The organism is Ktedonobacter racemifer DSM 44963 (assembly GCF_000178855.1).
GTDB lineage: Bacteria > Chloroflexota > Ktedonobacteria > Ktedonobacterales > Ktedonobacteraceae > Ktedonobacter > Ktedonobacter racemifer.
Genome location: NZ_ADVG01000002.1, coordinates 2,438,854 through 2,463,678, shown reverse-complemented (window position 1 = coordinate 2,463,678; position 24,825 = coordinate 2,438,854). Strand labels below are relative to the sequence as shown.

Sequence of the window (24,825 nt, the reverse complement as noted above, 5' to 3'; positions counted from 1 at the left end):
ATTCTCTGAAAGGGGCGTCTGTCCTGTGAATTTTGTATATGCAAACCTGAGCACCTCCCTGGCCACTACCCAGCCTGGCTGGCTCACAACACTGCAAAACCTGGTCGGGCCTATGGTCGCTTGTATGGTGGCCTTCCTGGTAGTATTCTGGCTGAGCACCGTTATTTGGACGTTTCGCGACATTCGCGCGCGCACGCAAGACTTCCTCCTGCAGATTATCTCTACCGTCGCTGTAGCCATCTTTCCGATTGCGGGCGTATTTGTGTATATGATTCTGCGCCCCCGCCAGACCCTGGCCGAGATCTATGAGCGCCAGTTGGAAGAAGAGTCGCTCCTGGCTGAAATGACCGAGCGTCAGACGTGCAGCAATTGCCATGCACGCATCGAGTCGGATTTCCAGGTCTGCCCCTCCTGTGGCCAGAAGCTCAAGCGCTCCTGCCCCAAGTGTGAGCGCTTGCTGGAACTGCGCTGGACCTTCTGTCCGTACTGCACAACCAATCTGGCAGGCGCGCCTATGCCGAGTATGCCAGGTATGGCTAATATGCAGGGCGTTCCCAACTCAAACATTCCTATGGGGGGACCGATTCCCGGGAACCGTTTCTAGCCAAACTATGCGAGATGATGTGTGTCCCCTGGTGGTATGGGCCACCAGGGGACACACATCATCTCTTCTCTTTTCTTTCCCCTGCGGTTGTCCGTTCAACCCACTTCTCTGCTTTGTTTATCAAGCAAAATGTGCTATAATGATGTGGCACACAGTGGCTTTCATTGCCACTTTTTCTATGCTCAAGCAGAATACTTACACATAGAAAAATACTAGCCTTCCATAGTCGTCTGCCGCTCATCCTGGAACGTGTATAGCACGTGTCATGTATAAGGCGAACGCCAGGCGAAACCTGAAGACGTCCAACCAGCAGGCATTGGGGCTAGCTTCTACATCTATAACTCGCCCCCTGTTCCTAGCGCTACTACTGTTGTGCCATTGTGGTAGGGGGACCAGCCACGACGATCACTCAAAGGACAGCAATTCGTATCAGACCGCGGCTTGTCCGTTGTTTATCCAGGCGCAACGGCCTCCGCCGCAGTTCCGTGTTTACTGAGCAAAAGGAATGTACAGGTTCTATGGCAAAGACAAGAGAATCACTAATGGCAGAGCACATTTCAGATGAGCAGGAGGTCCTAGCGACTCCTGCCAATACAATCTCTAGCAGTGATGAGGTTGACCTGGGTAGCACCACTCAGAATCATGGCAACAATGGCTATAGCGGCCAGAATATTCAGATTCTCGAAGGCTTAGAAGCTGTACGTGTGCGTCCAGGTATGTATATCGGGGCGACCGATCAGCGTGGCCTCCATCACCTCATCCAGGAGGTGGTCGACAACAGCGTCGACGAGGTTATGGCCGGCTATGCCGATACCATCCAGGTCACCATTCATGCTGATGGCTCGGTCACGATTGAGGATAATGGTCGCGGTATCCCTGTTGAAGAGCATCACCAGCGCCCGGGCATGTCGACGCTTGAAGTCGTGATGACGGTCCTGCATGCCGGTGGTAAGTTTGGTGGTGGCGGCTACCAGATCAGTAGTGGTCTACATGGCGTCGGTGTCTCGGTGGTAAATGCGCTCTCAGAGTGGTGCCAGGTCGATGTCAGGCGCGATGGAAAAGTCTATCGCCAGCGCTATGAAAAGGGCACGCCTGTCACCAAGCTAGCCGCCGTAGGCAGCTTCGAGGGCACGGGTACCCGGACCTCTTTCATGCCCGATCTCTCTGTTATGGAGACACGCGACTATAACTTTGATATGCTCGCCCAGCGCTTCCGCGAGATGGCCTACCTCAATCGCGGCATGACCATCTGCATTCGCGATGAGCGCAGCGACCGTGAAGCAACCTTCTACTTCGAGGGTGGCCTGGTCTCCTTCGTTCGCTACCTTAACAAGAATCGCAACACGCTTCAGGCACGCCCCGCGAGCGCCAGCCGCGAGATTGATAAAGTCAAAGTCGATATTGCCCTGCAATATAATGATAGCTGGTCAACCACCGAGTTCTCGTTTGCCAATGGCATCAACACCGTAGACGGTGGCATGCATATCACTGGTTTCCGTAGCGCCCTCACGCGCTCTCTCAATGACTATGCCCGCAAGACTGGTCTGCTCAAAGAGAAGGATCCCAATCTAACTGGCGACGACGTACGCCAGGGCCTGGCCGTAGTGGTCAGCGTGAAGATCCCCAATCCACAGTTCGAGGCCCAGACCAAGAGCAAGCTGAACAACGCTGAGATCCGCCCCATCGTCGAAAACATCACTGCGGACATGCTCAACCGCTATCTGGAGGAGACCCCCAGCGAGGCCAAGGCCATCATCAGCAAGTGTCTAACCTCCGCCAAGGCACGTGAGGCCGCCCGGGCCGCACGTGACCTCGTCCAGCGCAAAAACGTGCTCGATACCACGCTCCCTGGCAAGCTGGCCGACTGTAGCGAGCGGCGCGCAGACCGCTGTGAGCTATACCTGGTCGAGGGAGATTCCGCTGGTGGCTCGGCAAAACAAGGGCGTGATCGCCACTTCCAGGCCATCCTTCCCCTGCGTGGTAAGATCCTCAACGTCGAGCGTGTCACGCTGGACAAGATCCTGCACAACGAAGAGGTCAAAAATATCATTACCGCTGTAGGCGTGGGCATTGGTGAGCAGTTCAATCTCTCCCGCCTGCGCTATGGCCGCGTCGTCATTATGTGCGACGCTGATGTTGACGGCGCGCACATTCGCACCCTCCTGCTGACCTTCTTCTACCGCTATATGCCTGAACTGATCGGTGGGGGCCATCTCTACATCGCGCAGCCACCTCTCTACCACGTCAAGTTTGGTAAGCAGGTTCACTTCGTCTACACCGAAGAAGAGCGCGATGCCCTGATCAACGAATACAAGGCCACGCACAACGGCAAGGAACCCGAGGTTGGCCGCTACAAAGGCCTGGGTGAGATGAACCCGGAGACCCTCTGGGAGACCACCATGGACCCTGAGCGCCGTACCATCCTCAAAGTCTCCGTCGACGAGGCCGTCGAGGCCGACAAGGTCTTCAGCATGCTCATGGGCGACGAGGTCGCGCCCCGCCGCCGCTTCATCGAGAGCCACGCCCGCAACGCCAACCTGGACATCTAAGAGGAAATATGTAGGATGCCTCAAATCTTGAGACTGTAACCATAGTTCTTGAGACTGTGATCACAAACCCTGGGATTATAAAGAAGCGCAATTGTTGAGACTGGCCTATGGCCTGAGTTAGTTAACCAAAGCGTTTAGGAAATCCTTAAGAAAGAGAAATCTGACTTAAGGATTTTCTGGGCTCTTAAAATAAGATGTTTTTCACTTATGTGGTAGCCGGTGTGGAATAAAGAGGATAAACGATAGTTTTGTAATTTGGTGCTCATCAGGAGGTTAGATGTAGGACATGGTAAAGGATGTCACTACGGATACTGAGGCGCAGGAATCATCTGCTTCTGAGAATGAAGCAGTTCTCGGTAGTGACTCTTGAGAGAAGTGGTAAAATAGAGGTCAGGAGGACGAACCATGACACCCATACCATCCCTGCCAGCATGTCCCAACCCTGCATGTGAACAGCCCCACGTCATTCGCAATGGTAGCAGCAAAGGACGACGGCGCTACCAGTGCCGTGGATGTGGCCGCTTCTTTGGTGAAACGGAAGGCACGCCGATGTATCGCCTCCATACGCCAGTAGCCGAGGTGACCCAGGCGCTTCTGGTCGTGATGCGTCGGGGAAGTCTGCGGGCGGCAGAAGAGATCACGGGCCACAAGTACGAGACGATTGGCGAATGGTTGCGGCGGGCAAGCGAGCATGCGGAAGCCTTGACGGCCATTCTCACGCAGGACTTGCGCCTCTCGACGGTTGAAATCGATGAGTTTTGGTCCTTCGTGCACAAAAAAACGGAGCCCCCGACGAAGTTGATGCCGGTGAACGCTGGGGTTGCCTCGTGCAAGATCGCCCCAGCCGCTTCATTGCCGCCTGTGCCACTGGACGCATCGGCGACGATCTCGTCGAGCGAGCGGTCACCCTCACCGTAGCGCGTACCCAGGGTCGTCCATTGAACTGGTGCAGCGATGGCTGGCGGGGCTATGCCGCCATCCTCACTCGAGCCTATCGTCAGCCGGTCCGCTCAGGGCAGCGCGGTCGTCCCCCACTGGTCGTCCCTCCAGATGTGTGCTTGACGCAGACCATCAAGCACCGTGATGAGCATGGAAAACTGCTCTCCGTTGAGATCCGTGCCGCCTTGGGCGAGGTCATCATCCAACCCGGAACCGTCCATGTTGAGCGGGCCAACGGTGCTCTCCGCGATCGGCTCAATGCCCTCACACGCAAGACCCATGCCTTTGCCAAACGTGATGTCACCTTCGATGCCTTGCTCCACCTGCACCTCTTTGAACACAACTGGATACGTCCTCATCGGGCGTTACGCCTCCCAAGGGAGGGGACTCCACAACGATATCAGCGACGCACTCCTGCCATGGCTTTGGGCCTCGCCGATCATCCCTGGTCCTTCCTCGCGTTCTTGACGACTCCCTTACATACCACTTCTCAATAGAGTCACTACCTAATTTTCGGTTCTTTAAGAGAAACGTTACAGCGTGCCATTATTTTCTGACGCTGGGGGCGTGGTAGAGCATCTCGCCCGCGTGGCGGACCAGCAGTAGCCCCTCGTCTTCTCGCCCGGCCCAGTCCTCGGGATTGATCTCGCGATAGTCGCGGTAGCCCAGGTTGACCTTGCGGCAGCGCTCCTCGGGGATGGCGGTCGCCAGCGTGACCTGGATGCGTGGTCGCTCGATGCCTGTAGCGCTATCATAGGTTCCCGTCCCCTTCACGTGCGTGCTATGAGCCAGAATTGAGCCAGGCACCTGCTTGAAGCGCTCCCATTGCTTGAGGAAGTATTCTTGCACATGATAGCCAACCTCGTCGATAAGCGCGCCATGTGTATAAGAGATCTCGCTGATATGTGGTGCGTAGATAATGACCTCGCCCCCGTCCGCGATGGCTGGCTCAGTCTTATACATGGCTTTGGCCGCGGTCCACAGGTCGTCATAGCGCGTCGATGGCAGCGAGAGCACCTGTTTAAAGGGTCGCTCAACTGTTATTACATTCAAGCGCGCCGAAAGGTCGGCGGCATCATTATAGGCATCGATATAGTTGCCTGCGTAGAGTCCATGCAGGGTCTCGCCCTGCATCACCAGGGCCAGGCAGAGGATGGGGCGCTCTACAAAGGCCGCGGCGCGATGGATAACCCGGCGCACCAGCGTATCCTTCGTGCCGATGGTAAGCATACTGGTCAGGCGCGCGCCCAGCCAGTGCGTGAAGTTGATGATATCCGCGCCCGCGATGCCGGGGAAGAGATATTTGGCCCCGCCAGAGAAGCCGACGACCTCGTGCGGGAAGACCGGTCCGCAGATCACGATCTGGTCATAGTCGAAGATCATGCCATTGAGGCGTACGGGAACCTCCTCCGAGAGGATGCCGTTGGTGAGCACCTGGGCCTCTTCACGCGAGATCACACCAACCGTCTTTAGCACGCCTGCTTTGTCCCAGTGATGGTTATAGATCGCGACATTGGGATAGCGCTCCTGGCGCTCCACAGCATCAACGCCAACCAGTTGCGCAATCGCCTCCTCAGACATCGGTGGATGCGTCCCCAGGGCGATCAAATAATCCAGGCGCTGTACCCTCTGACCCAGCAGGGCGTATAGCTCACGGAACAGCAAGGGAAGGGGCGCTGTGCGTGTACTGTCAGGAATAATCACCAGGACGCGCTTACCGTCCAGCGAAAGCTCGCCAAAGGCCTGCACCAGGATCTGACGTATCTCTTCCTCACTGAGCGCCTGTTGGGTATAGCCTGTTCCTATACTCATGGTAATATCACCTCTCTGCACTTTTCTCCCATACCGGTTAGATCAACGTATTGTAATCCCTTGCATTGTATCATGTGCCTGCTGGCTGGTCGCTCCCTCTAAACGCGGAGCAAGCACCAGCTTGTAGGGTCCAAGCTAGCTTGGACTCCTCCCGCTGAAACCTTCCCTGGTACGTTTAGATGGCTACCAGATGGTTGTGCCGGGTAAAGGCTCTTCAGCGGTTGGCGGCTTGTTTATACGCTAAATGTCTATGGTATGCTTACAATAAATAGTCCATGTGCATCATTGTATGTTTGGTTTTCGCATGAAAGGCAGGTTGTGATGGCGACGAGAGAAAGCTTGCCTGTCGTAGCTCCAGCCAACGGGGTTCCAGGTCCCCCACAGGGCCAATGGACATATACTGAGTATGCGGCAATACCAGAGGATGGACAGCGGTATGAGGTAGTGAGAGGGATACTCTATATGGCGCCTTCGCCCGGTTGGGAACATCAGGAAATTGTGCTTGAGATCGCGTCTTATCTGCGTTCTTTCGTAAAAGAGGCAGGTTTAGGTAAGGTTGGGGTTGCCCCTCTTGATGTGGAATTGGGTTTAGGAACTATTGTACAGCCTGATGTCTTTGTGGTGCTGAATAGACACCTGGATAGTATCACTCCCTCACGTGTTATTGGCGCGCCTGACCTTGTGGTAGAAGTATCTTCACCGAGTACTGCTCGACATGACTTGCACGAGAAATTAGAGGCATATGCTGCCGCAGGCGTTCCCGAGTATTGGGTCGTGAATCCCGATGCGAGAATGCTAGAAGTATTGGCTCTGGAGCAAGGCAACTATCGTTCATTGGGCCTTTTCTCCGGCTCAAGTCTTATATCCTCGCGTATACTGCCTGGGCTGACCGTAACAGTAGGGGTGTTCTTTACCTAGTATTACTGCACGAGAGAATTTCTGCATACATATATTTACTTGTCCCGTAGGTGCTTCCAGTAGCTATTGTCTCAGCGCAATTATAGCCATTGGAGCTGTTATAATAGATCTTCAGGTAAGCAAGTGTGGTGGTCCCACTTTTGATAGGTTCAGTCTCGATCAGGCTTCCCAAGGTCGCACAGTGGGGATTAGGGCCGATTAGTGCGCCGCCGCCTGATGCATATGCAGTGCCTGCACCTGACGCGGGAAGAAGAAATACTGCGAGAGCGAGTAAGAGGGCTCCAAAGCCGATAGATAGTTTTCGTTTCATGGATAATAGGATATCCTTTTCTTAGCCAAACGAAAACATACTTGCGGTTCCTAATTGACGAAATTTTTGACATCCACTCATGTAATTCTCCGATGAGCATAAAGGGAAAGAGAACTAGTGATTATCTTGTTGAATCTGTTCAGGATAGGCAGCACGAGGTTGTTCATATTGTTCATCGATCGGCTGAGTAGGCGAAACGGATGGCATGTCTAATTGATAATAAGGAATTTGTTGAGTCTGATAGCCCTGTGAGTATGGCTGACGTGATTGTGATTCCTGTTCAGAAGCTGGTTGAGATGGTTAATGAACAATATTTCTTTTTGTACGCCCAATGATGAAATAGATAATGGCACCTGCTATTTGGGTAAAGAAGATCAAAAGGAACCAGAGAACTTTCTCAGTATCTCTCAGGGATTTATTTAATATACAATCAACCATCATCCAGAGCCAAAAAGCAGTCGTAAGAAAGATAACAATCGTGAAAGGATGAAGTCCAAGCATAGTACGCTCCGTTTTTAAATCATACAAAGAAAGCTGAAGCAATCAACATTAAGTATGACGAAACTGGTATGAATGGATCAAATATAAAGGTCTGTGGAACAACGGTTATTGTTTTGAAAAGTGGCCTCTCCCATCAGAAGTTATGTGAAAAAAGGGCCGTTTTGAGTGATTTTCTGTCTCTGACGGGAAGTTGCTTGAAGCGGCTTTTTGTGCGGTGTGAAGTGGATTGGAGGAACATGGGAGCCGGCGAAGGGATTCGAACCCCCGGCCAGCTGTTTACAAAACAGCTGCTCTACCCCTGAGCTACGCCGGCTTAGTAGATCTGTAGAGGATTATACCGATATCTGCTTCCAATGTCAAGGGTTGCATTAAGGCTTTTCAGGGTTTCTCAAAAGTCCTGAAGCAACCAAGCAAGAGCCTCCTCTGGATGAGAGGCAAAACGACGAAGCTGGCGAGCGACGGTGGAAACCCGGTGCAGGTGCATGAGAGAAAGAACCACGTTATTGAGCACGGCCAGCATTTCCATCACCGGAATGAAGCGGACTCGGCAACGGTCCTCCCCAAGGGTGGCATCTCGATGCCAGTGGAGATGATTCTCCACCTTCCAGTGTGCTCGAAGGTAGTGCAGAAGACGTTCTGGAGGACAATGCCTCAGAGAAAGCGTTGTTAACCCGTAGCGAACCTCGCAACTGTGCTTCCCTTTGATCGTTCGTTCGCGCTGTAAGCGAAAGACCTGTCCAATCTCGCCCCAATCCTTGAAGAACAAGCCATTGAGATCGGGACTGCTCATAATCGAGCGACGTTCCAGACGACCATGGCCCTTGTCAAGCTGAGTATACGATTGCCAGGTGCTCTGATCTGCTTGCGGGTCTTCAAAAAACAGTTCGAGGTCCGCGCGAGCAACAGGTGTATTGTCCTTGATGATGAGAATCACCTCCCCTCCAGCTCGTGCGCACCAGCCGAGTCATCTCGTGATAGCTTTGCGCCGCATCAACGGTGATCACTCGCCCTTTACATGTCACCTCGGTCAGAAACGGTTTGAGCGCGCCAACCTCATTCGTCTTAGAGCCAATGGGGATCTGCTGGAGGACCACACCCGTTTCTGCTTCATAAATATGCAGAAGATGTTGTTGGGGATGCTCTCCTCCATATGCCTGCTCCCCAGTGCTTTTGAGCGCTTTGCCATCAATGGCCAGATGGACGTGCTGGTCGTCTGGCTCTCCTTCTCGCTGGTGGCTCATCTGGCGCACAAACCACGCGGCCAGATGAGCATTGACCTGTTGACTGTCTAAGCGTGCCAGGACGTAGCTGTAGGTATTGGCACAAGGCATCCGTTTCCAGGAAAGGTTCACATTCGCGCGGATGACCTTTTCCTGATCCTTTGCCCATTCACTTGCTGCTAGCAGGCTGCTCATCCCCGCCAATTTTGCCAGGACGACCACCAGCAGCACCCCCGCGAGGTCATATTGCCTTCCTCGTGCTTTTCTTCCGTCTCTCAGATGGTGACAAACCTGATACAGGGATTGCATCTGTCTCGACGAGCAGACGGGCTCCCCCTTGTTTTCTTCCAGCAATGTTGTATAGTCCATGCTGAGTCACTCCTTGAATGCTGTGTTTTTTGATGTCATGCATTCTACTGGATTGACTCTTCTTTTTCACCCCTCACCAGACTTTTGAGAAACCCTGTAAGGCTTTTAGCGTGGTTTTTAAGATAGTTCTAAAGCTTGGCACGAAACGAAATCCCAGCCTTTGGCGTGTTCTTAATATCACAGACGAATGTATGAGCTTGATTGTGTGCATACTGTGTGCAAACGTGAGGAGGGAATGCATGCAATATATGACTGAGAGCATGACTGAGACCGCGCAGGAGCAGATGTGGCAAAGCGAGCCTTCAACTGAGGAGCTCGCGGCGGGTGCTCCCCAGAGCGCAGAAGATAAAACCATTCTGATTGTTGAAGATGATGACTATATTGGCTCTATGCTGGTGGAGGCCCTGCGCCAGGAGACACCCTATCGCCCGTTACTGGTCAATGACGGTATGCAGGCGCTGACCCTGGTCAAACAGGTAAAGCCCTGTCTGATCATTACCGATTATCGTCTCCCACTGATGAATGGAATTGAACTCTATGATCGTCTCCACACCCTAAATGAGCTTGCCGAGACACCCACAATTATGATGAGCGCGTACCTGCCACCCCAGGAAGAGATGCGGAAACGCAATCTCGTGGCCTTGAACAAGCCTTTTGAACTGGACGAATTTCTAGATAAGGTCGACTCACTATTACAATGCTAGTGAACATTCCTGGTGGATATGCCCGAAGATGAGAGCAACACGCTAGTTCGGCTGCTCTCATCTCTTTGTGTCAGGCAGGGACCCTGATTACCAACTATATCCCCTCTTCGCTCTCGGCAAAGGGTTCGTCCTGCCGTCTGAGGATGTGTGCGATATCGTCCATCAAGCCAACACCGATGTTATCCCAGAGCAGCAGGAAGTAGAGACTGCGCAGAAAGTTTTTGGTATTGTTGGCGCGACGCCATGAGCGTATATCCGTTTCCCGCTGGACGTAGCAGCTTTTGAGCCAGCTATGCAGAAACTCTGAGTCCACCTGCTTTCCCAGAATGATATGGTGCGCGACCGTTGCCAGGCGTACATCTTCTTCATAGAAGAGGGGAACCGAGGTCTTGCTAAGCTGGCTAAGCAGCTTGAGCACATCTTTACGGTCATCGCTGGTTGCATGAGGATGTTGCGCGTAAGTGTCAAGCGCCTCGGCCAGGTGAGCCATGCTGTGTGCCCAACCCTTGCCCTCAATATAGCCGCGCCAGTCTTTCTCTTCACGCACATAACGCACTAGCGCATCCTTCACACAGCCAATGCTCTCACGCGAGAGACCGGGCCGCGAGGCATCCGTATAGAGGATAGCCGCGATGATGAGGTTCGAGAAGCTGCGCATCAGGATGCTGTCGTTGTTTACCTCTCCAATATGATAGAAGAGATGCTCATCGTTTAAAACACTTATGAGAAGCTGCTTAAGCTGTTCTGACTCTAGCTTCCCCGGCTCCAGGATGCCACGTGCCAGGATCATATAGCTCAGGTCATCACGCAGTTCTTCATCGCTCGATCCCAGATTTACTAATAACTTTTGCGCAAATTCAAGGCTATCAAGCGCCTCTGGTATAGCATAATTTTGCTCAACAATAGAGCGTAAGGCCTCTTTGTTCTCTGCCAGATTATCTGTTACTTCCATCGCTTTTCCCGTTCTAGTACCAGTAAAAGTTCAGGTGTGTCTACTATTCATTCCTTTGAGTCCATTGTACACGGTCGTGTCGTGCCTCCTCATTTTTCTCGTTGGTAGTGTGGTGCGGGTTGGCAGCTATAGGCTGCCAACCCGCACCACACTACCAACGAGAGCGAGCGCCGCAGGCGTGAAGGCTACTGATGGAGCTCCCACGCTTCGCGGCGATGCCAGTCGGTTAATTGCTGATAGGCATGGGCGATACGCAATACCGTGGCCTCTTCAAAGGGTTTGCCCGCGATTTGTAAGCCGATTGGGAGATGCTCAGATGTGAAGCCACAGGGGAACGAGACCGCTGGGAAGCCGACGAGGTTGAAGGGCATGGTCATGCGGAGCATGGCATCGGTCGCGTTCTCCTGCACGCCGTTAATAGTGACCTCCTGTCCCATCTGCTCGGCGGGAATCGCTGCCATGGCCTGGGTAGGTAGCACAAAGGCATCGACGGTTCGTAAGATGCTCCGTAACTGGCTGGTGAAGACGCGCCGCTCCTGTTGTGCCTTGAGATACTCCACTGCGGGAATCTCCTGTCCCTCGCGTAACCGTGTACGAACCAGTTCAGTATACAGGTCGCCCTGGTGAGGGAACCAGCCCTGCTGCATATGCGCCAGGGACGCCTCTGGCTTCTGTACCATTCTATATGTCGTCATCGTGGGACGGGGTAGCTCGACATTGACAAGCTCGGCTCCGTTTTCCTCCAACACGTGCAACGCGCCGCGCCAGGCCATATGGATCTCGGGATCAAGCGGCGCGACAAAGCCTTCCTGGGGCATGCCGAGTCGTAGCCCTTGTAGCGAGAGCGGCCCGCGCCCCTCTGCGCCCTCAATCAGGGTCGCCGTCGAGCGGCTGGGCGAGCTGGGAGGTCCCGAGACGCTATTGGGATCGCGTGGGTCATACTTGGCAATAGCATCAAAGATGAATGCGCAATCCTCGGCGCTCCGCGCGATAGGCCCGACATGGTCCAGCGACCAGCTCAAAGGAAGCACACCATGACAGCTAACGCGTCCATAGGTTGGCTTCAGACCGGTAACGCCACAGAGCGCGGAGGGGATACGAATGGAGCCGCCCGTATCGGTGCCAATGGCGCCCAGGACCATGCCTGCCGCGACCGCCGCCGCCGAGCCACCGCTGGAGCCGCCCGTCGTGCGCGTCAGGTCCCAGGGATTGCGCGTGGGAGGCGCGTAGGGACCATAGGCGAATTCATATGTATTGGTCTTACCAATAAGAATAGCCCCACTCTTACGCAGAAGCTCAATTACCGTGGCATCTTCCTCAGAAACATGTTCCGCCAGGACCTGGGAGCTGCCTGTCGTGCGCACTCCCTTGACCGCGATGAGGTCCTTAATGGCGATGGGAATGCCATGCAAGGGACCACGTTTGAGACCTGTGCGTAGCTCGCGCTCGGCCTGCTCGGCCTGTGCCATGGCTTCTTCACGCATCACCGTCACAAAGGCCTCCACCTCAGTGTCGCGCTCCTCGATCAGGTTGAGGGTCTCCTCCACCAGCTCCGTGGGCGTAATAATGCCTGCCTGTAACTCCTCGGCCACTTCACGTATGGACAAATAGCTCATGTAAAATATCCTCTTCCGCAAAAAATGCGACGCATCTCCTGATCTGTGCACTGCCGAATGCGTCTTCCCGCTTTATTGCTCTCTATTGTATCAGGTCGAGGATGGAAATATATAGGGACAGTAAACGCGAACCGCTCGGTTCGCGTTTACTGTCCCTATATGCCTATGAATGAAACTGTGATTAGGGCCTGTTAGTTGTTCTCCCCATTCAGCACGATAGTGGTGAGTGAGTAGGGAGGCAGGGTCTGCGTCGAGAGGGCCTTGCCAGAGATATGCTGCACCGTTATGGCGCTACTATTCTCGCCGTAGAAGTAGACGGTGGCACTAGCCTGTTGGTCGCCGCAACCACCTGCCAGCTTGAGCTGATAGCTTTGTTGCGGATCTTTATTGATCAGGAGTAGGGCCAGTTTGCCATTATGCTGACGCACAGCATGGACCTCTATGAGGCTCTGGTCCGTTGAAGATGCCAGCATACTGCCGTTCCCATCAACGAAGTGATGGAGCATTTGCAGGCTATAGTAAGTGGGGAATGGGGTATTCGCTGGTGGCTCGCTATCGCCAGTGGAGAGCAGGCCGTAATCGCCATACTGATTGCTGCCATAGAGCGTTGGACTGTTATTTCCCCAGGTCACGATGCCGTTATGGATATCCCACCAGTCGACGTTCTGCACGCCGCTTTCCAGCCAGTTCATATAGTTCGAGGCCAGGAAGAGGGCATTGACCAGATTTGTCGTCTGTTTACCTGGATTGTATGAGACCGAGTTGGTCTCAGTAATCATGATGGGTACGTTCCTGCCCGGGTTATACTGTTGCAGCTCTGTCTTGAGTGTAGCGACCTTGCCGGGTAGGGCCGAGGTGCTGGCGAGCAGACCCGCGTCTGACTCGTTGCCGGGATTCTGTGCGTACCAGTGGACATCGGCGAAGTCGATCTGCTTGCCCAGGATGGAGAGAACGGTGTTATTCCAGTCGGTGCTCAAGCCAGGCGCGGTCACACTATCGGGCCAGTCGCCCGGCGAGGTCAGTACAATTCCGATCTTGATGGAGGGGTCGACCGCTTTCATGGCCTGGATGAATTGGAGGGCATTATTGGCATAGGCAACTGGCCCCTTCTCGTGGAGATCGTACTCCCAGTTCGCGCCAAAGGTGCCATTGCCATAGAGCTCGTTGCCGATTTCCCAGTACTTGATACCATAGGTGTGACCGGTGCTACTCCCCCCGGTATATGTCGGGACAGGCCCGGTATAGCCCGCGCCTCCTTTATTGGCATACTGTACCCAATCGGCGGCCTCCTGCGATGTACCAGCACCATAGTCAACCGTGATCATTGGCTGCGCGCCAGTCGCTTGTGCCACCTTCATGAAGGCGTCAAACGTATTGTTTGGATTCGCATAACCCTGATTTGGCTCTGTTGTATTGGACTGCCAGTGATACACATCTGAGGTCGAGCCACCAGGATAACGGATCACTTTGACGCCTGCGTTGTGGAGGAGATCCGGAACGCCCTGGTCGAGTAGGTGACCATCCCAGACGGCGGCATTGGCCCCTAGTGCTGTTTCGGGAATGGTTGCTAGCGTATGATGTGTATCAACGGTGACTTGCACTGTGGGAGTATCCGCAGCCGCTGCGCTAAGCGGATATGCACCCAACATGACAAACGTTGCGATCAGGGTCAGCATCATTGGCAGCATGGATCTTCCTCTGCCATGGCACGGTGGCAAGCTAAATACTTTTCGCATCATGCTCCTTACTTGCTCTCATAAACTACCAGGTATCCCTCGGTGGACGCCTGTTTCCTCTGGATCAATGTGGGCAGGAATCGCATAAAAGCACATATGTACCAAGCATATACATCGAGATTTCTCTATGCAATGCCATAAGCATTCAGTTTTTATTCAGTTTTCAAGGAAGCAGGGGGAATTCTTGGTGGAATGATTGTCTCCCCTGTAGACTTTATGGTAATCTCTACAGGGTTTCAGACTGGGTCATGACCCGGTTTCCTCCACACTAAATTCTTCTTGTATAGAGGCGATTGGCGCGGCTCGACCAATTGCTCTCATTGGTACGTTTTCGAGCGAGCAAATGGAGCTTCCAGACCATGCCTTACGAAATGGGCGAATATTATGAGCGGGTCAGCGATTATGACCTGGAGTATCAAAGTCAGTCTGAGCAGGATGTGCCCTTCTGGCAGGAATTGATGGTGCGTTATACCCCTCAGCATGTACTTGAACTGGCCTGTGGTAGTGGGCGCATCGGCTTAGAGCTATTAAAGGTCCCCGGCGCCTTCCGCCTGGATGGCCTGGACCTGGAGCCTGGCATGCTCAAGGCCTATCAGCGCAAGCTTGGCGAACTACCTGAAGCCACGCAGCAGCGCGTGAGCTTGCATCAGGGCGATATGTGCGACTACGACTTGCCAGCCAGGGGAACCTATGATCTGATCTTTCTCCCCTTTAACTCGATCTCGCATCTGTACGAAATTGAGCAGCAGTTCGCGGCCTTCACGAAAACGCTGGAGCACCTGGCCCCCGGCGGGCGCTTTGTCGTCGATGTCTTCTTGCCCGACATCGATTATCTGAGCGATGCCCTCAACCGCCCCTCAACCGTCTATCTAGAGGACGAGCTGGAATCGCCCGATGGCGACTTCACGATGATGCTCTATACGACGCGTAAGTATGACGCCTTTGAGCAGGTGCAGCACCTCACCTGGACGCATGAGAAGTTCTTTGAAACGGGCGAGAACGAGCGCTATTTGACGCGCCTGGATATGCACGTCTTCTTCCCCCGCGAGCTCCAACTCCTCTTCCTGGCAACTGGTTTCTCGATTGAGTCCATCTACGGTGGCTATGACTGGAAGCCCTTTGGTAAGGGCACACGCCAGATTGTGGTCGGACGCAAACGCCGCTAATAGTAAGTCCACAGTAATGATATGATGGGGTTGTCAGTCTAAAACTGGCAACCCCATCATTTTGCCATGCAGAAGGAGATGCAAACGTGGAGACGCAGGTCATATATCATACCGATGCTTACGTGAAGGAGTTTGACGCGACGGTGCTTGCCGTGGAGGGGAACGCTGTCGCCCTGGATGCTACCGCCTTTTTCCCTGGTGGCGGTGGGCAGCCGCACGATCTGGGAACGCTCAGTCAGGATGGGCAGACCTGGCAGGTGACGAAGGTCTCGAAGGATGAGCGCTATGTCTGGCACCAGGTCGAGGGCGAGCCACCCGCCATTGGGAGCCGGGTACACGGCGTGCTGGACTGGGAGCGTCGCTATGCACTCATGCGCACGCATACCGCCATGCACATCCTCTGCGGGGTGGTCTGGCGCGATTATGGCGCGAAGGTGACGGGCGGTAATATGGAGCCTCTGCGTGGGCGCATGGATTTTGAGTTTGAGAACCTGAGAGCCGAGCTGGTGCAGGAGATTGAGCAGCGCATCAACGCCGAGATCGCCGAGGCTCGCGCGACCAGAGTCTATTTCCTGCCGCGCGCCGAGGCCGACCAGAATCCCGATCTCATTCGCACCAAGGTCAGCCTCCTCCCCGCCGATATGACCACGGTGCGCGTCCTTGAGATTGAGGGCCTGGATATCCAGGCCGATGGCGGCACCCACGTTGCCAATACCCACGAGGTCGAGCGCATCCGCGTGGTGAATTACAAGAGCAAAGGCAAGATCAACAAACGCCTGGAGATCGCCGTCGAAGCACGCTAGAAACGAATCAGAGAGTGAGGGGTGCAGTTTGCGAGCGCTTGCGCTCGCAAACTGCACCCCTCACTCTCTGATTCACTAGTTGACGCTTTGTGGCCTGAGTGCTAAAATATTTCCTAGTGATTAGGTCGGATTAATTTCGTGTAGTGCTCATTGCTCATCTGACGTGTGTATCCTCTGACGGTATTTCCTGGCTGGGCGCGTTCATTAGCGCCAGGGCTATGCTCAAGTGTATTCCAGTTGCTAACAGATGCATCGAGTCGTGAGCATAGAGCGAAAAGGGCGTCAGAGCAAGGAAAAAGGGAGAGACCACAATGTTACGGGTATCTACAAAAGGCGAGTATGGTGTACGCATTATGGTCGACCTGGCTCGTCATTACGGTGGCCGTCCCCGTTCGCTCACAGATATTTCGCAAGCTGAGACGTTGCCACTGGCGTACTTAGAGCAACTCGTCAAGCTCTTGCGCGATGCCGACCCGCCACTGGTGAGTAGTACGCGTGGCGCGCATGGAGGCTATCGCCTGAACCGAGATCCCAATGAGATCTCGATGGGCGAGATTGTGCGTGTGCTGGAAGGCCCGATCTCACCTATGATCTGTGCGACCGAGGGGGAGATGAGCCAGATCTGCGGTTTTATAGATTCCTGTAAGACCAAGTACCTCTGGGCGCGCGTTCGTGACGCGGTCGCTCAGACGCTTGACTCGATTACCCTGGCTGAACTGGTGGCTCAAACGGCCGAGCCTACAGGGCAGACTGGCCAGTTTATTGCCCTGACGGATATTCACGTTGGCATCGGTGCTAATATGGCATCGCCTCACGAGTTGTTGACCGCCGAATAGCCGCTTGCCACCACAGGTCACGTTTTTTTCCTTGTATGCCGATAGTTATCAAAGATAGGAGAGCGTGGGAACGCTTTCCATACTTTGTGGCTTTATAGATCATCCTTGTGGTTGTATAGATCATCCACATTTTGCGCCGTGTTCACTGCTACATTGTCAATTGCGGCGCGCACATTCATATGTTCTGATAGACAAGGCGAATCGTTTTCTGGCTTGAGTACCTACCGGACTGGCCATCTTCATTTGAAACGGAGAGGAAGTGGGGCGTGCAGAGGGGCGTCAGCCCCTTTGCGTCTCTCTCCCCTGCCGTCGCAGGCAGCGAACCTTGCAAATGAAGACGGTCAGAGCACTACCATGATTCGCACTTTGACTATAATTGAGGAAGGTGTTATCCATAATGGGATCTGAACTCGTTATAAAGAACCTTCATGCCAATATTGAAGGTAAGCCTATTCTGCGTGGCGTCGACCTCGTGGTCAACCAGGGTGAGGTTCATGCGCTGATGGGACCCAACGGGTCCGGCAAAAGTACCCTGGCGAATGTGATCATGGGTAACCCCAAGTATGAAGTCACCGATGGTGAGATCTGGTTCAAGGGCGAGAATATTCTTGAGTACTCTCCCGACCGCCGCGCGCGTATGCGCCTCTTCCTGGCGTTCCAGTATCCCATGTCCATCCCCGGTGTGAGCGTGGCTAACTTCCTGCGCCGCTCTCTGGAGGCTGTGCGTGAGGGCAATAAGCCCCTTGAAGAGGGTGAGAACCCCACCGGCAAGATGGGCAAGCGCCGGGCCGTTCCCCCAGGTGAGTTTCGCCGCCTCCTGCAAGAGAAGATGAAACTGCTGAAGGTTGATAATAGCTTCATCAATCGCTCGATCAACGACGGCTTCTCCGGTGGTGAGAAGAAGCGCGCTGAGATCCTCCAGATGGCCCTGCTGGAGCCGGAGATCGCCTTGATGGACGAGACCGATTCGGGTCTCGACATTGACGCGCTGAAGATTGTCTCCGAGAGCGTGAATGCGCTCCGCGGCCCCGACCTGGGCATTCTGCTGATCACCCACTACCAGCGCATGCTTAACTACATTACCCCCGACTTCGTGCATGTCATGTACCAGGGCCGCATCATCAAGTCCGGTACGAAGGAACTGGCGCTCGAGCTTGAGGATAAGGGCTACGAGTGGCTGACATCCAATGAGAATGGGGTGGCCACGAATGCTTAATGCTCTAACTACAGGTTTCACAAAGGACGCGCTGCTTGAGTTGTCGCGTCAGAAGGGGGAACCTGAGTGGATGCTACAGAAGCGCCTTCAGGCCTGGGAGCATTATGAGCAGACTCCCGCCCCCCTGGGACGCCGCGGCGACCTGGGCACCCTCCAGAATCTCTCTCGCTTTAAGTTCCAGGAACTAAAGCCCTTTGTTCCCGCGCCGGACACCGCGCTCCCTCCAGCCATTCAGCAGTCGCTGCAAGAGTCGCTGGTCAATGAGCGCTCCGGCCTGATTGTGCAGCATAACTCGTCGGTTGTGTATATACACCTGAACGATGAGTTGAAGGCGCAGGGCGTCATCCTGACCGACCTGGAGACCGCCGTTCGCGAGTATCCAGAGCTGGTGCAGGAGCACTTTATGACGAAGTGTGTCCCCGTGACTGCGAGCAAGTATACTGCCCTGCACGCAGCCTTCTGGACGGGTGGCTTCTTCCTCTATGTCCCGAGCGGCGTGGAGATCGAGGCGCCGATCCTGGCCCAGGTCTGGGTCGATAGCTCTGCATCGGCTATCTTCTCCCACTCACTGGTGATCACGGAGTCCCAGAGCAGCACCCGCTTTGTGCAGGAGTTCACTTCCAGCGTCGAGGCCGAGCATCCCAGCCTGGTCAGCGACGTGGTTGAGGTCATAGCCAAACGCGAGGCGATGGTCGAGTTCAGCAATCTACAGGACCTCGATCAGCATACCTGGCTCATCACCAACAAGAACGCGATGCATGAGAACGATGCCAGCGTAACCTTCGTGATGGCCGATCTGGGTGCGCAGCTCAATCTCAATACCATTGGCGCGGGCCTACAGGGCAATGGCTGTGCCGCTGAACTGGTGGGTATCTTCTTCACCGACCACAACCAGCGCTACGCCATCAATACCCTCTCGGACCATGTTGGTGTCTCGACCAACGCGGAGACCATGATCAAGGGTGTCCTGACCGATGAGTCACGCGTCGAGTTTGATGGCATGATTCGCATCCATAAGAATGCGCAGCAGACGGCCTCCTTCCTGGCCGCGCATGGTCTATTGCTGAGCAAGAAGGCTCGTGGCGAGTTTATTCCCGGCCTGGAGATCGCCGCGAACGATGTCAGCGCTAGCCATGGTGCCACCACGGGCCAGATCGATGAGGAGCAGCTCTTCTACCTGATGGTACGCGGTATCGCGCGCCCAGAGGCCGAGCGCATCATCGTTCAGGGCTTCTTCGAGCCGGTCTTACAGCGCATCCCCCTGGAGAACCTGCGCATCCGCCTGCGCCGCAGTATCATCTCTCGTATGAGTGGTGAGTCCGTGACCGAGGCCGATACCTGGGTTGATGCTCAGGAGCGCTGGGAGATCGAGGGTGTCGACGAAGGCGCCATCTCTCTCGATGACTCAACTCGTTCCACATCAGACGAGATTGAACTCAGCGAGTACTAGTCGCACAGCGCTAAACGCAGAGGGCACCCTCCAGGCCGGTGGGTGCCCTCTGCTCTTATTGAGTAACTCCGTGTATAACTTCTTTCTGGTAGGTGGTGTGGTGCAGGAAGCAGCCTCTGGCTGCTTCCTGCACCACACCACCTACCAGAGCGAGCGCCGCAGGCGCGAGCAGTCAAGCAGAGGAAGTAGTTATGGTGACATCTGAAAAGCAGACACAACAGACACGTAGTGGACGCACTGCCGCCGAGGTGCGCGCGGATTTCCCTATCCTCGCACGCCAGGTACACAATAAGCCTCTAGTATATCTCGACAGCACGGCCAGCTCGCAGAAGCCCCAGGTTGTCATCGAGGCCATGAATACCTACTACCAGACCTATAACGCGAATGTACATCGCGGGGTCTATACGATCAGTGAAGAGGCTACCGCGGCCCAGGAACGTGCTCGCGTCAAGGTTGCACGCTTTATCAATGCTCGCCATAGCAAGCAGGTAATCTTCACACGTAACACGACCGAGAGCATCAACCTGGTTGCCTATAGCTGGGGCAACGCGAATATCCACACCGGAGACCTGATTGTGCTGACCGAGATGGAGCACCACAGCAACCTGGTCCCCTGGCAACTGCTCGCTCAGCGCACGGGCGCACGCCTGGAGTTTGTTCCGGTTACCGATGATGGCCTGCTGCGCCTGGATATCTATCAGCAGCTGTTGGAGCAGCGCCCCAGGCTGGTTGCCTTTACGCATATGTCGAATGTACTGGGAACCATCAATCCCGTGCAAGAGATGATCGCCCAGGCCCATGCCGTCGAGGCCATCGTCCTGGTGGATGGCGCGCAGAGCGTTCCCCATCTGCCAGTGGATGTCCAGGCCCTCGACGCCGATTTCTACTGCTTTAGCGCGCACAAAATGCTGGGCCCAACGGGTATTGGCGTGCTCTATGGCAAGCGTGCCCTGCTGGAGGCTATGCCCCCCTTCATGGGCGGCGGCGATATGATTCGCACTGTCAAGCTCCACGAGTCCACCTGGAACGATCTGCCCTGGAAGTTTGAGGCGGGCACCCCCGCGATTGCCGAGGCCATCGGCCTGGGCGCGGCGGTCGACTATCTGAACGAGCTGGGCATGGACTGGGTTCAGGTCCATGAGCAAGAAATGACGGCCTATGCCCTGGAGCAGCTCCAGCAGGTTCCCGGCCTGACGATCTATGGTCCCCGCGAGATCGGCCAGCGCGGAGGCGTCATCTCCTTCACACTTGGCGATGTCCACCCCCACGACCTGGCCTCGATTCTCGACCAGGAGACCGGTGTGGCCATTCGCGCCGGACATCACTGCGCGCAACCACTCATGGAGCGCTACGATGTGCCCGCAACCGCCCGCGCCAGCTTCTACGTGTATACGACAAAAGAAGATATCGACGCCCTCGTCCAGGGCCTGCACAAAGCCCTCCAAATCTTTACTTTCTAAAAAGAGGCATACATATATGGCAATGGATTTTTACCGCGAATATATCCTGGATCACTATCGCAATCCACGTAATTTTGGTACACTGGAGCAGCCCGATGTCCACTCAGAGGACTCCAATCCGCTCTGTGGCGACCAGCTTGCCATGGACCTGGTCGTGCAGGATGGGCGCGTCGCTGAGGTACGCTTCAAAGGGCGTGGATGCGCGATCAGCCAGGCGTCAGCCTCCATGCTCTCAGAGATGATTGAGGGCCAGCCGATAGACGAGGTTGTAAAGTTGGGGAAAGAGGAAGTGTTGGAGGTACTAGGCATTCCCATCAGCCCTGCTCGCACCAAGTGCGCCTTCCTCTCCCTGCGTGTACTCCATCGGGGCCTGGCTATGGGAGGCTTTGAGCACCCCAATCTTGATGATGAAGATGAGGACGAATAAGGCCGTATGACTGAGTTCTATAAGGCAGCTCGCCTGGAAGAGATCAAAGAAGGCGAGCTTTACGCGGTAGAAGTTGATGGCGAACCAGTCTGCCTGACAAAGGTGGAGGGCCAGATCTGCGCCTTTACCGATAATTGCACCCATATCAGCGGGCCCCTCAACGAGGGCGAGCTGGAGGGCTGCACGCTGACCTGCCCCTGGCATGGCGCGCAATTCGACGTGCGCACCGGCAAGGTACTGCGCGGTCCCGCACGCCAGGACCTCCATACCTACTCCATCAAAATCGAAGATGAAACCATCTTCGTCGGCCTCCCCGAAGAAGAATAACAGGTGATGTGCAGTGCCCTGGCAACCTGCGGTTGCCAGGGCACTGCACATCACCTACTCCAGGGGGAAAGTACCCTACAACTTATCTTTCCGCTCGCCAAAAAGAAGGCGGCCCTGGACACATGTGTCCAGGGCCGCCCAAACTCGCTATCGTAGGATTAGTATATGCTGTTTGTGTAGAAACACATCCAGAGGTAGCGATACGCTCGTATTAGTCTCCTGTCGTCTGGCTGCCTGCGAGTGCTCCCTTTCTGGCGCGCGAGGGGAAGAGCAAGCGCAGGTGCAGCAAGCGCTCGCGCTCGCGCTCCTCCGCCAGGTTGCGTGAGCGGGCCTTGAGCAGGTCCTGGAGTGAGACCATGCCCACCAGTTGCTCTGGATGCTCACGTTCAACTACCGGGAAACGGGTGTAGCCGGTCTCGGCCATGCGATAGACCACGCTGCGTAGATTCTCATCTTCATACGCCACAACCGGGCTGGCCTGGATGTAGTCGGCCAACTGGCGTTTGCCTGGCTCGTTGCGTACCAGGTTCATCAGATCATGGCGTGTCGCGACACCCTCGATCTGCACCTGGTCATCAACGATAGGATAGAGGTGCTGAATGCCACGCTGCTGCGATTGGCCCTCGGTGAGTAGACTGCTCAATTCGTCGCGTGTAATACTAGCGGGGATGGCGACCACGCTAGTACGCATAACCTCGCGTACAAAGAGGATCTCCAGGGGATCGGTAGCGTATTCACGGCTAAGATGATATCCTCGACGGCTCACCTTCTCGGTAAGGATCGAGCGCTTTAAGACCAGCACGCTAAATGCGTAGGCCACCAGGGTTGCCAGCAGTAGCGGAACCAGGGCATTAAAGTCGTGCGTGAGTTCTAAGGCGAAGACCAGGCTGGTAAAGGGGACGCGCATGGTTCCCGCGAGCATCGCGGCCATACCGATCAGTGCCCAGAAGCCCGGTCCCTCGTTGGGGAGAAACAGGCTCACGGCCGCCCCTAACGCGCAACCTATCATCAACAATGGGGCCAGCACGCCGCCCGAGGTGCCTGAGCCAAGCGAGAACGACCAGATCAAGAGCTTGACCAGCAGGACGCCCAGGATCAACTTGAGCGAGACATCTCCCCGCAGCAACTGCTCAATAACATCATATCCGACGCCCAGCGCGCGTGGATAGATCAATCCGCCAATGCCAATGCCCAGGCCGCCAATAGCCGGCCACCACATCCAGTGAATGGGCAGGAGCGAGAAGGTATCCTCGAAGCGATAGACCAGGTAGGTCATAAGCGCTGAGACCAGTCCCGCCAGGACACCAACCAGCAGACAGCCCAGGAGACCTATCGGACCAATAAACGCCACATGCGCTGGCACCGGGAAGATCGGGCCCGCTCCCAGAATGTAGTAGCGCACAATCCCAGCCGTGGCACTGGCCAGGGCCACAGGAATCAGGCTGCGCGGTTTCCACTCAAAGAGCAAGAGTTCGACCGCCAGCAGCAGCGCCGCCACGGGCGTGGCAAACGTCGCCGACATACCTGCCGCCGCCCCCGCCACCAGTAGCGTCTTGCGCTCGCTACTGGAGAAGTGAAAGAATTGCGCGATCAGAGAACCAACGGCGCCGCCCGTCATGATGATTGGTCCCTCGGCGCCGAAGGGGCCACCGCTCCCAATCGAGATCGCCGCCGAGAGCGGCTTGAGTAGTGCTACCTTGGCCTCGATTTTGCTGCCATTCATTAAGATAGCTTCCAACGCCTCAGGAATTCCATGCCCCCTGATCTTAGGCGAGCCATAGCGGGCCATGAAGCCGATAATCAGCCCGCCCACCACAGGCACCAGCACAATGAAAATCCCCAGGGGACTCTGTGCGAGACTGACAAGGGCCGTATCCCAGCGTAGATAAAAGAAGAGATTTGTACATAGTCCGATTAATTTTAATAAGAGTAGAGCGATAAAGGTGCTCACAATACCGATGACAAGCGCGATGAGCGCGATAAAAAGCGTACGTGGGGTGGTCGTAAAATCCCCCAGTTCATGATTGACCTTCTTCTGACTACCTGCTTTTTTCGCCGCATCCCTCCCCGCCTGTCGATGTTCCTCCTGCCACGCATTAATTGCCAATTGTTTCTCCTTAGTAGTAGATACATATCGTTCCTATGAATATTGTATCGTATTGCGATACAAATGAAAAGAGGGCGTCTATTGACACCACTCTATATTCTCTCTACAATTGCTGGAAGGCAGAAAGAAAATTGAGTTTCAGGGGAGATAATAGGCGCATGGAAGGTCGCTCACATTTATTGATTGGTCTGGTAGCCGGGGTCGTCTTCGATAGTGTCACGCATATCTCTGGCAATGCTCTTACGGCGGGCACGATTGTGACGCTCCCATTGCTGGTGAGTAAGGCGGTATATTATGGTGCGGTTGGCTTTGGTGCGCTACTGCCAGATATAGATAATGCACGTAGCACCCTGGGCCATCGCTTTGGTATCATTAGCAAGACGATTCAGGGTATTGCAGGTCATCGCACAGTGTTTCATAGTCTTCTTGGCCTGGCTGTCGGCTCATTGCTAGCCATAGGGCTAGAACGAGTGGTAATATATCTACTGGGCTTACGAGGCTATTCCGCTCCCGCGCATGTGGTAGGCTTTTCACATGTCGTTTTCTTTGGTGTCTTGTTTGGATGTGTAATGCATCTCTTATGTGACTCGCTGACCTATGGCGGTATACCTCTGTTCTGGCCTGTCAAAAAACGCTTTGGCATTCCAATGGATAATAAGTTTCGTTTCCGTACAGGTACCTGGCCGGAATTTTTAATAGTCTGGGGCTTTATGTTCGTGGTCGCGGTTTGTATCTGGCAGGGGTATGTCATCCTCTAGCCTTCGTGCCTGCGGCGCTCAGGGGGTAGGGATGCCTGGTGGCGG

Annotated in this window: 24 protein-coding genes and 1 tRNA gene; 16 read left to right on the top strand and 9 right to left on the bottom strand. The window is 54.9% G+C overall.

Annotated features, from left to right (window positions below):
- The first annotated feature begins 25 nt into the window (after window positions 1-25).
- The 4 genes from KRAC_RS26955 (at window position 26) to KRAC_RS26940 (ending at window position 4,589) form a co-directional block, all read left to right on the top strand.
- A complete protein-coding gene (locus KRAC_RS26955; RefSeq protein ID WP_007912716.1) occupies window positions 26-604 on the top strand; it encodes a zinc ribbon domain-containing protein in 579 nt (192 codons plus the stop codon).
- Between the two features lie 542 nt (window positions 605-1,146).
- Entirely contained in the window at window positions 1,147-3,153 is a 2,007-nt protein-coding gene (gene gyrB / locus KRAC_RS26950; RefSeq protein ID WP_007912715.1) for a DNA topoisomerase (ATP-hydrolyzing) subunit B, read from the top strand.
- A 405-nt stretch (window positions 3,154-3,558) separates the two neighbouring features.
- On the top strand, window positions 3,559-4,071 hold the full coding sequence (locus KRAC_RS76290) for an IS1/IS1595 family N-terminal zinc-binding domain-containing protein (RefSeq protein WP_007908413.1): 513 nt from the start codon (window positions 3,559-3,561) through the stop codon (window positions 4,069-4,071).
- Window positions 3,981-4,589, top strand: a complete 609-nt coding sequence (locus KRAC_RS26940) for a hypothetical protein (RefSeq protein ID WP_244422063.1) — start codon at window positions 3,981-3,983, stop codon at window positions 4,587-4,589. The genes KRAC_RS76290 and KRAC_RS26940 overlap by 91 nt, the downstream gene beginning before the upstream one ends.
- A 49-nt stretch (window positions 4,590-4,638) precedes the next feature.
- Here the strand turns inward: KRAC_RS26940 and KRAC_RS26935 are convergent, their stop codons facing one another.
- Window positions 4,639-5,904, bottom strand: coding sequence for a lactate racemase domain-containing protein (locus KRAC_RS26935; RefSeq protein WP_007912714.1), 1,266 nt, complete (start codon window positions 5,902-5,904; stop codon window positions 4,639-4,641).
- A 321-nt stretch (window positions 5,905-6,225) separates the two neighbouring features.
- Between KRAC_RS26935 and KRAC_RS26930 the strand changes: the two genes are divergently transcribed.
- A complete protein-coding gene (locus KRAC_RS26930) occupies window positions 6,226-6,822 on the top strand; it encodes a Uma2 family endonuclease (protein ID WP_007912713.1) in 597 nt (198 codons plus the stop codon).
- Between the two features lie 610 nt (window positions 6,823-7,432).
- On the opposite strand, the gene KRAC_RS26920 is transcribed toward KRAC_RS26930, so the two are convergent.
- From KRAC_RS26920 to KRAC_RS78445, 4 genes are all read right to left on the bottom strand, one after another.
- Window positions 7,433-7,633, bottom strand: a complete 201-nt coding sequence (locus KRAC_RS26920) for a PLDc N-terminal domain-containing protein (RefSeq protein WP_007912708.1) — start codon at window positions 7,631-7,633, stop codon at window positions 7,433-7,435.
- Window positions 7,634-7,874: 241 nt separating this feature from the next.
- Window positions 7,875-7,946, bottom strand: a tRNA-Thr gene (locus KRAC_RS26915).
- 75 nt (window positions 7,947-8,021) lie between these two features.
- The gene (locus tag KRAC_RS78450; RefSeq protein ID WP_052568076.1) at window positions 8,022-8,567 is read right to left on the bottom strand and encodes an ISAs1 family transposase; all 546 of its coding nucleotides are present in this window, start codon (window positions 8,565-8,567) and stop codon (window positions 8,022-8,024) included.
- Window positions 8,506-9,222 (bottom strand): ISAs1 family transposase, encoded by a 717-nt coding sequence (locus KRAC_RS78445; protein WP_040443781.1) that lies wholly within the window; start codon window positions 9,220-9,222, stop codon window positions 8,506-8,508. The genes KRAC_RS78450 and KRAC_RS78445 overlap by 62 nt, the downstream gene beginning before the upstream one ends.
- A 239-nt stretch (window positions 9,223-9,461) precedes the next feature.
- Between KRAC_RS78445 and KRAC_RS26900 the strand changes: the two genes are divergently transcribed.
- Complete coding sequence (locus KRAC_RS26900) at window positions 9,462-9,926, top strand: response regulator (RefSeq protein WP_007912707.1); 465 nt, start codon at window positions 9,462-9,464, stop codon at window positions 9,924-9,926.
- 94 nt (window positions 9,927-10,020) lie between these two features.
- Here the strand turns inward: KRAC_RS26900 and KRAC_RS26895 are convergent, their stop codons facing one another.
- The 3 genes from KRAC_RS26895 to KRAC_RS26885 all read right to left on the bottom strand — a co-directional run bounded on the left by KRAC_RS26895 (window position 10,021) and on the right by KRAC_RS26885 (window position 14,182).
- Complete coding sequence (locus tag KRAC_RS26895; protein WP_007912699.1) at window positions 10,021-10,878, bottom strand: DUF2785 domain-containing protein; 858 nt, start codon at window positions 10,876-10,878, stop codon at window positions 10,021-10,023.
- Window positions 10,879-11,063: 185 nt separating this feature from the next.
- Window positions 11,064-12,494: an Asp-tRNA(Asn)/Glu-tRNA(Gln) amidotransferase GatCAB subunit A gene (locus KRAC_RS26890; RefSeq protein WP_007912697.1), complete on the bottom strand. Its 1,431-nt coding sequence runs from the start codon at window positions 12,492-12,494 to the stop codon at window positions 11,064-11,066.
- 191 nt (window positions 12,495-12,685) lie between these two features.
- Window positions 12,686-14,182: a hypothetical protein gene (locus KRAC_RS26885; RefSeq protein ID WP_007912696.1), complete on the bottom strand. Its 1,497-nt coding sequence runs from the start codon at window positions 14,180-14,182 to the stop codon at window positions 12,686-12,688.
- 407 nt (window positions 14,183-14,589) lie between these two features.
- Between KRAC_RS26885 and KRAC_RS26880 the strand changes: the two genes are divergently transcribed.
- The 9 genes from KRAC_RS26880 to KRAC_RS26845 all read left to right on the top strand — a co-directional run bounded on the left by KRAC_RS26880 (window position 14,590) and on the right by KRAC_RS26845 (window position 21,915).
- Window positions 14,590-15,396, top strand: a complete 807-nt coding sequence (locus KRAC_RS26880; RefSeq protein WP_007912694.1) for a class I SAM-dependent methyltransferase — start codon at window positions 14,590-14,592, stop codon at window positions 15,394-15,396.
- 86 nt (window positions 15,397-15,482) lie between these two features.
- Complete coding sequence (locus tag KRAC_RS26875) at window positions 15,483-16,199, top strand: alanyl-tRNA editing protein (RefSeq protein WP_007912692.1); 717 nt, start codon at window positions 15,483-15,485, stop codon at window positions 16,197-16,199.
- Between the two features lie 311 nt (window positions 16,200-16,510).
- Window positions 16,511-17,035: an RrF2 family transcriptional regulator gene (locus KRAC_RS26870; protein ID WP_007912689.1), complete on the top strand. Its 525-nt coding sequence runs from the start codon at window positions 16,511-16,513 to the stop codon at window positions 17,033-17,035.
- A gap of 397 nt (window positions 17,036-17,432) precedes the next feature.
- Window positions 17,433-18,251, top strand: coding sequence for a Fe-S cluster assembly ATPase SufC (sufC, locus tag KRAC_RS26865; RefSeq protein ID WP_007912687.1), 819 nt, complete (start codon window positions 17,433-17,435; stop codon window positions 18,249-18,251).
- 70 nt (window positions 18,252-18,321) lie between these two features.
- Window positions 18,322-19,701: a Fe-S cluster assembly protein SufD gene (gene sufD / locus KRAC_RS26860; RefSeq protein WP_157507097.1), complete on the top strand. Its 1,380-nt coding sequence runs from the start codon at window positions 18,322-18,324 to the stop codon at window positions 19,699-19,701.
- Entirely contained in the window at window positions 19,682-19,906 is a 225-nt protein-coding gene (locus tag KRAC_RS71700; RefSeq protein ID WP_169460946.1) for a hypothetical protein, read from the top strand. Before sufD ends, KRAC_RS71700 begins: the two co-directional genes overlap by 20 nt.
- Window positions 19,893-21,161: a cysteine desulfurase gene (locus KRAC_RS26855; RefSeq protein ID WP_007912680.1), complete on the top strand. Its 1,269-nt coding sequence runs from the start codon at window positions 19,893-19,895 to the stop codon at window positions 21,159-21,161. Before KRAC_RS71700 ends, KRAC_RS26855 begins: the two co-directional genes overlap by 14 nt.
- Before the next feature lie 16 nt (window positions 21,162-21,177).
- Window positions 21,178-21,588, top strand: coding sequence for a Fe-S cluster assembly sulfur transfer protein SufU (gene sufU / locus KRAC_RS26850; RefSeq protein WP_007912676.1), 411 nt, complete (start codon window positions 21,178-21,180; stop codon window positions 21,586-21,588).
- A gap of 6 nt (window positions 21,589-21,594) precedes the next feature.
- Window positions 21,595-21,915 (top strand): Rieske (2Fe-2S) protein, encoded by a 321-nt coding sequence (locus KRAC_RS26845; RefSeq protein WP_007912675.1) that lies wholly within the window; start codon window positions 21,595-21,597, stop codon window positions 21,913-21,915.
- Window positions 21,916-22,126: 211 nt separating this feature from the next.
- Here KRAC_RS26845 and KRAC_RS26840 read toward each other — a convergent pair whose 3' ends face one another.
- On the bottom strand, window positions 22,127-24,022 hold the full coding sequence (locus KRAC_RS26840) for a chloride channel protein (protein ID WP_007912674.1): 1,896 nt from the start codon (window positions 24,020-24,022) through the stop codon (window positions 22,127-22,129).
- A 158-nt stretch (window positions 24,023-24,180) separates the two neighbouring features.
- Here KRAC_RS26840 and KRAC_RS26835 point away from each other — a divergent pair, with 158 nt between their 5' ends.
- The gene (locus tag KRAC_RS26835; protein WP_007912673.1) at window positions 24,181-24,780 is read left to right on the top strand and encodes a metal-dependent hydrolase; all 600 of its coding nucleotides are present in this window, start codon (window positions 24,181-24,183) and stop codon (window positions 24,778-24,780) included.
- Window positions 24,781-24,825 lie beyond the last annotated feature (45 nt).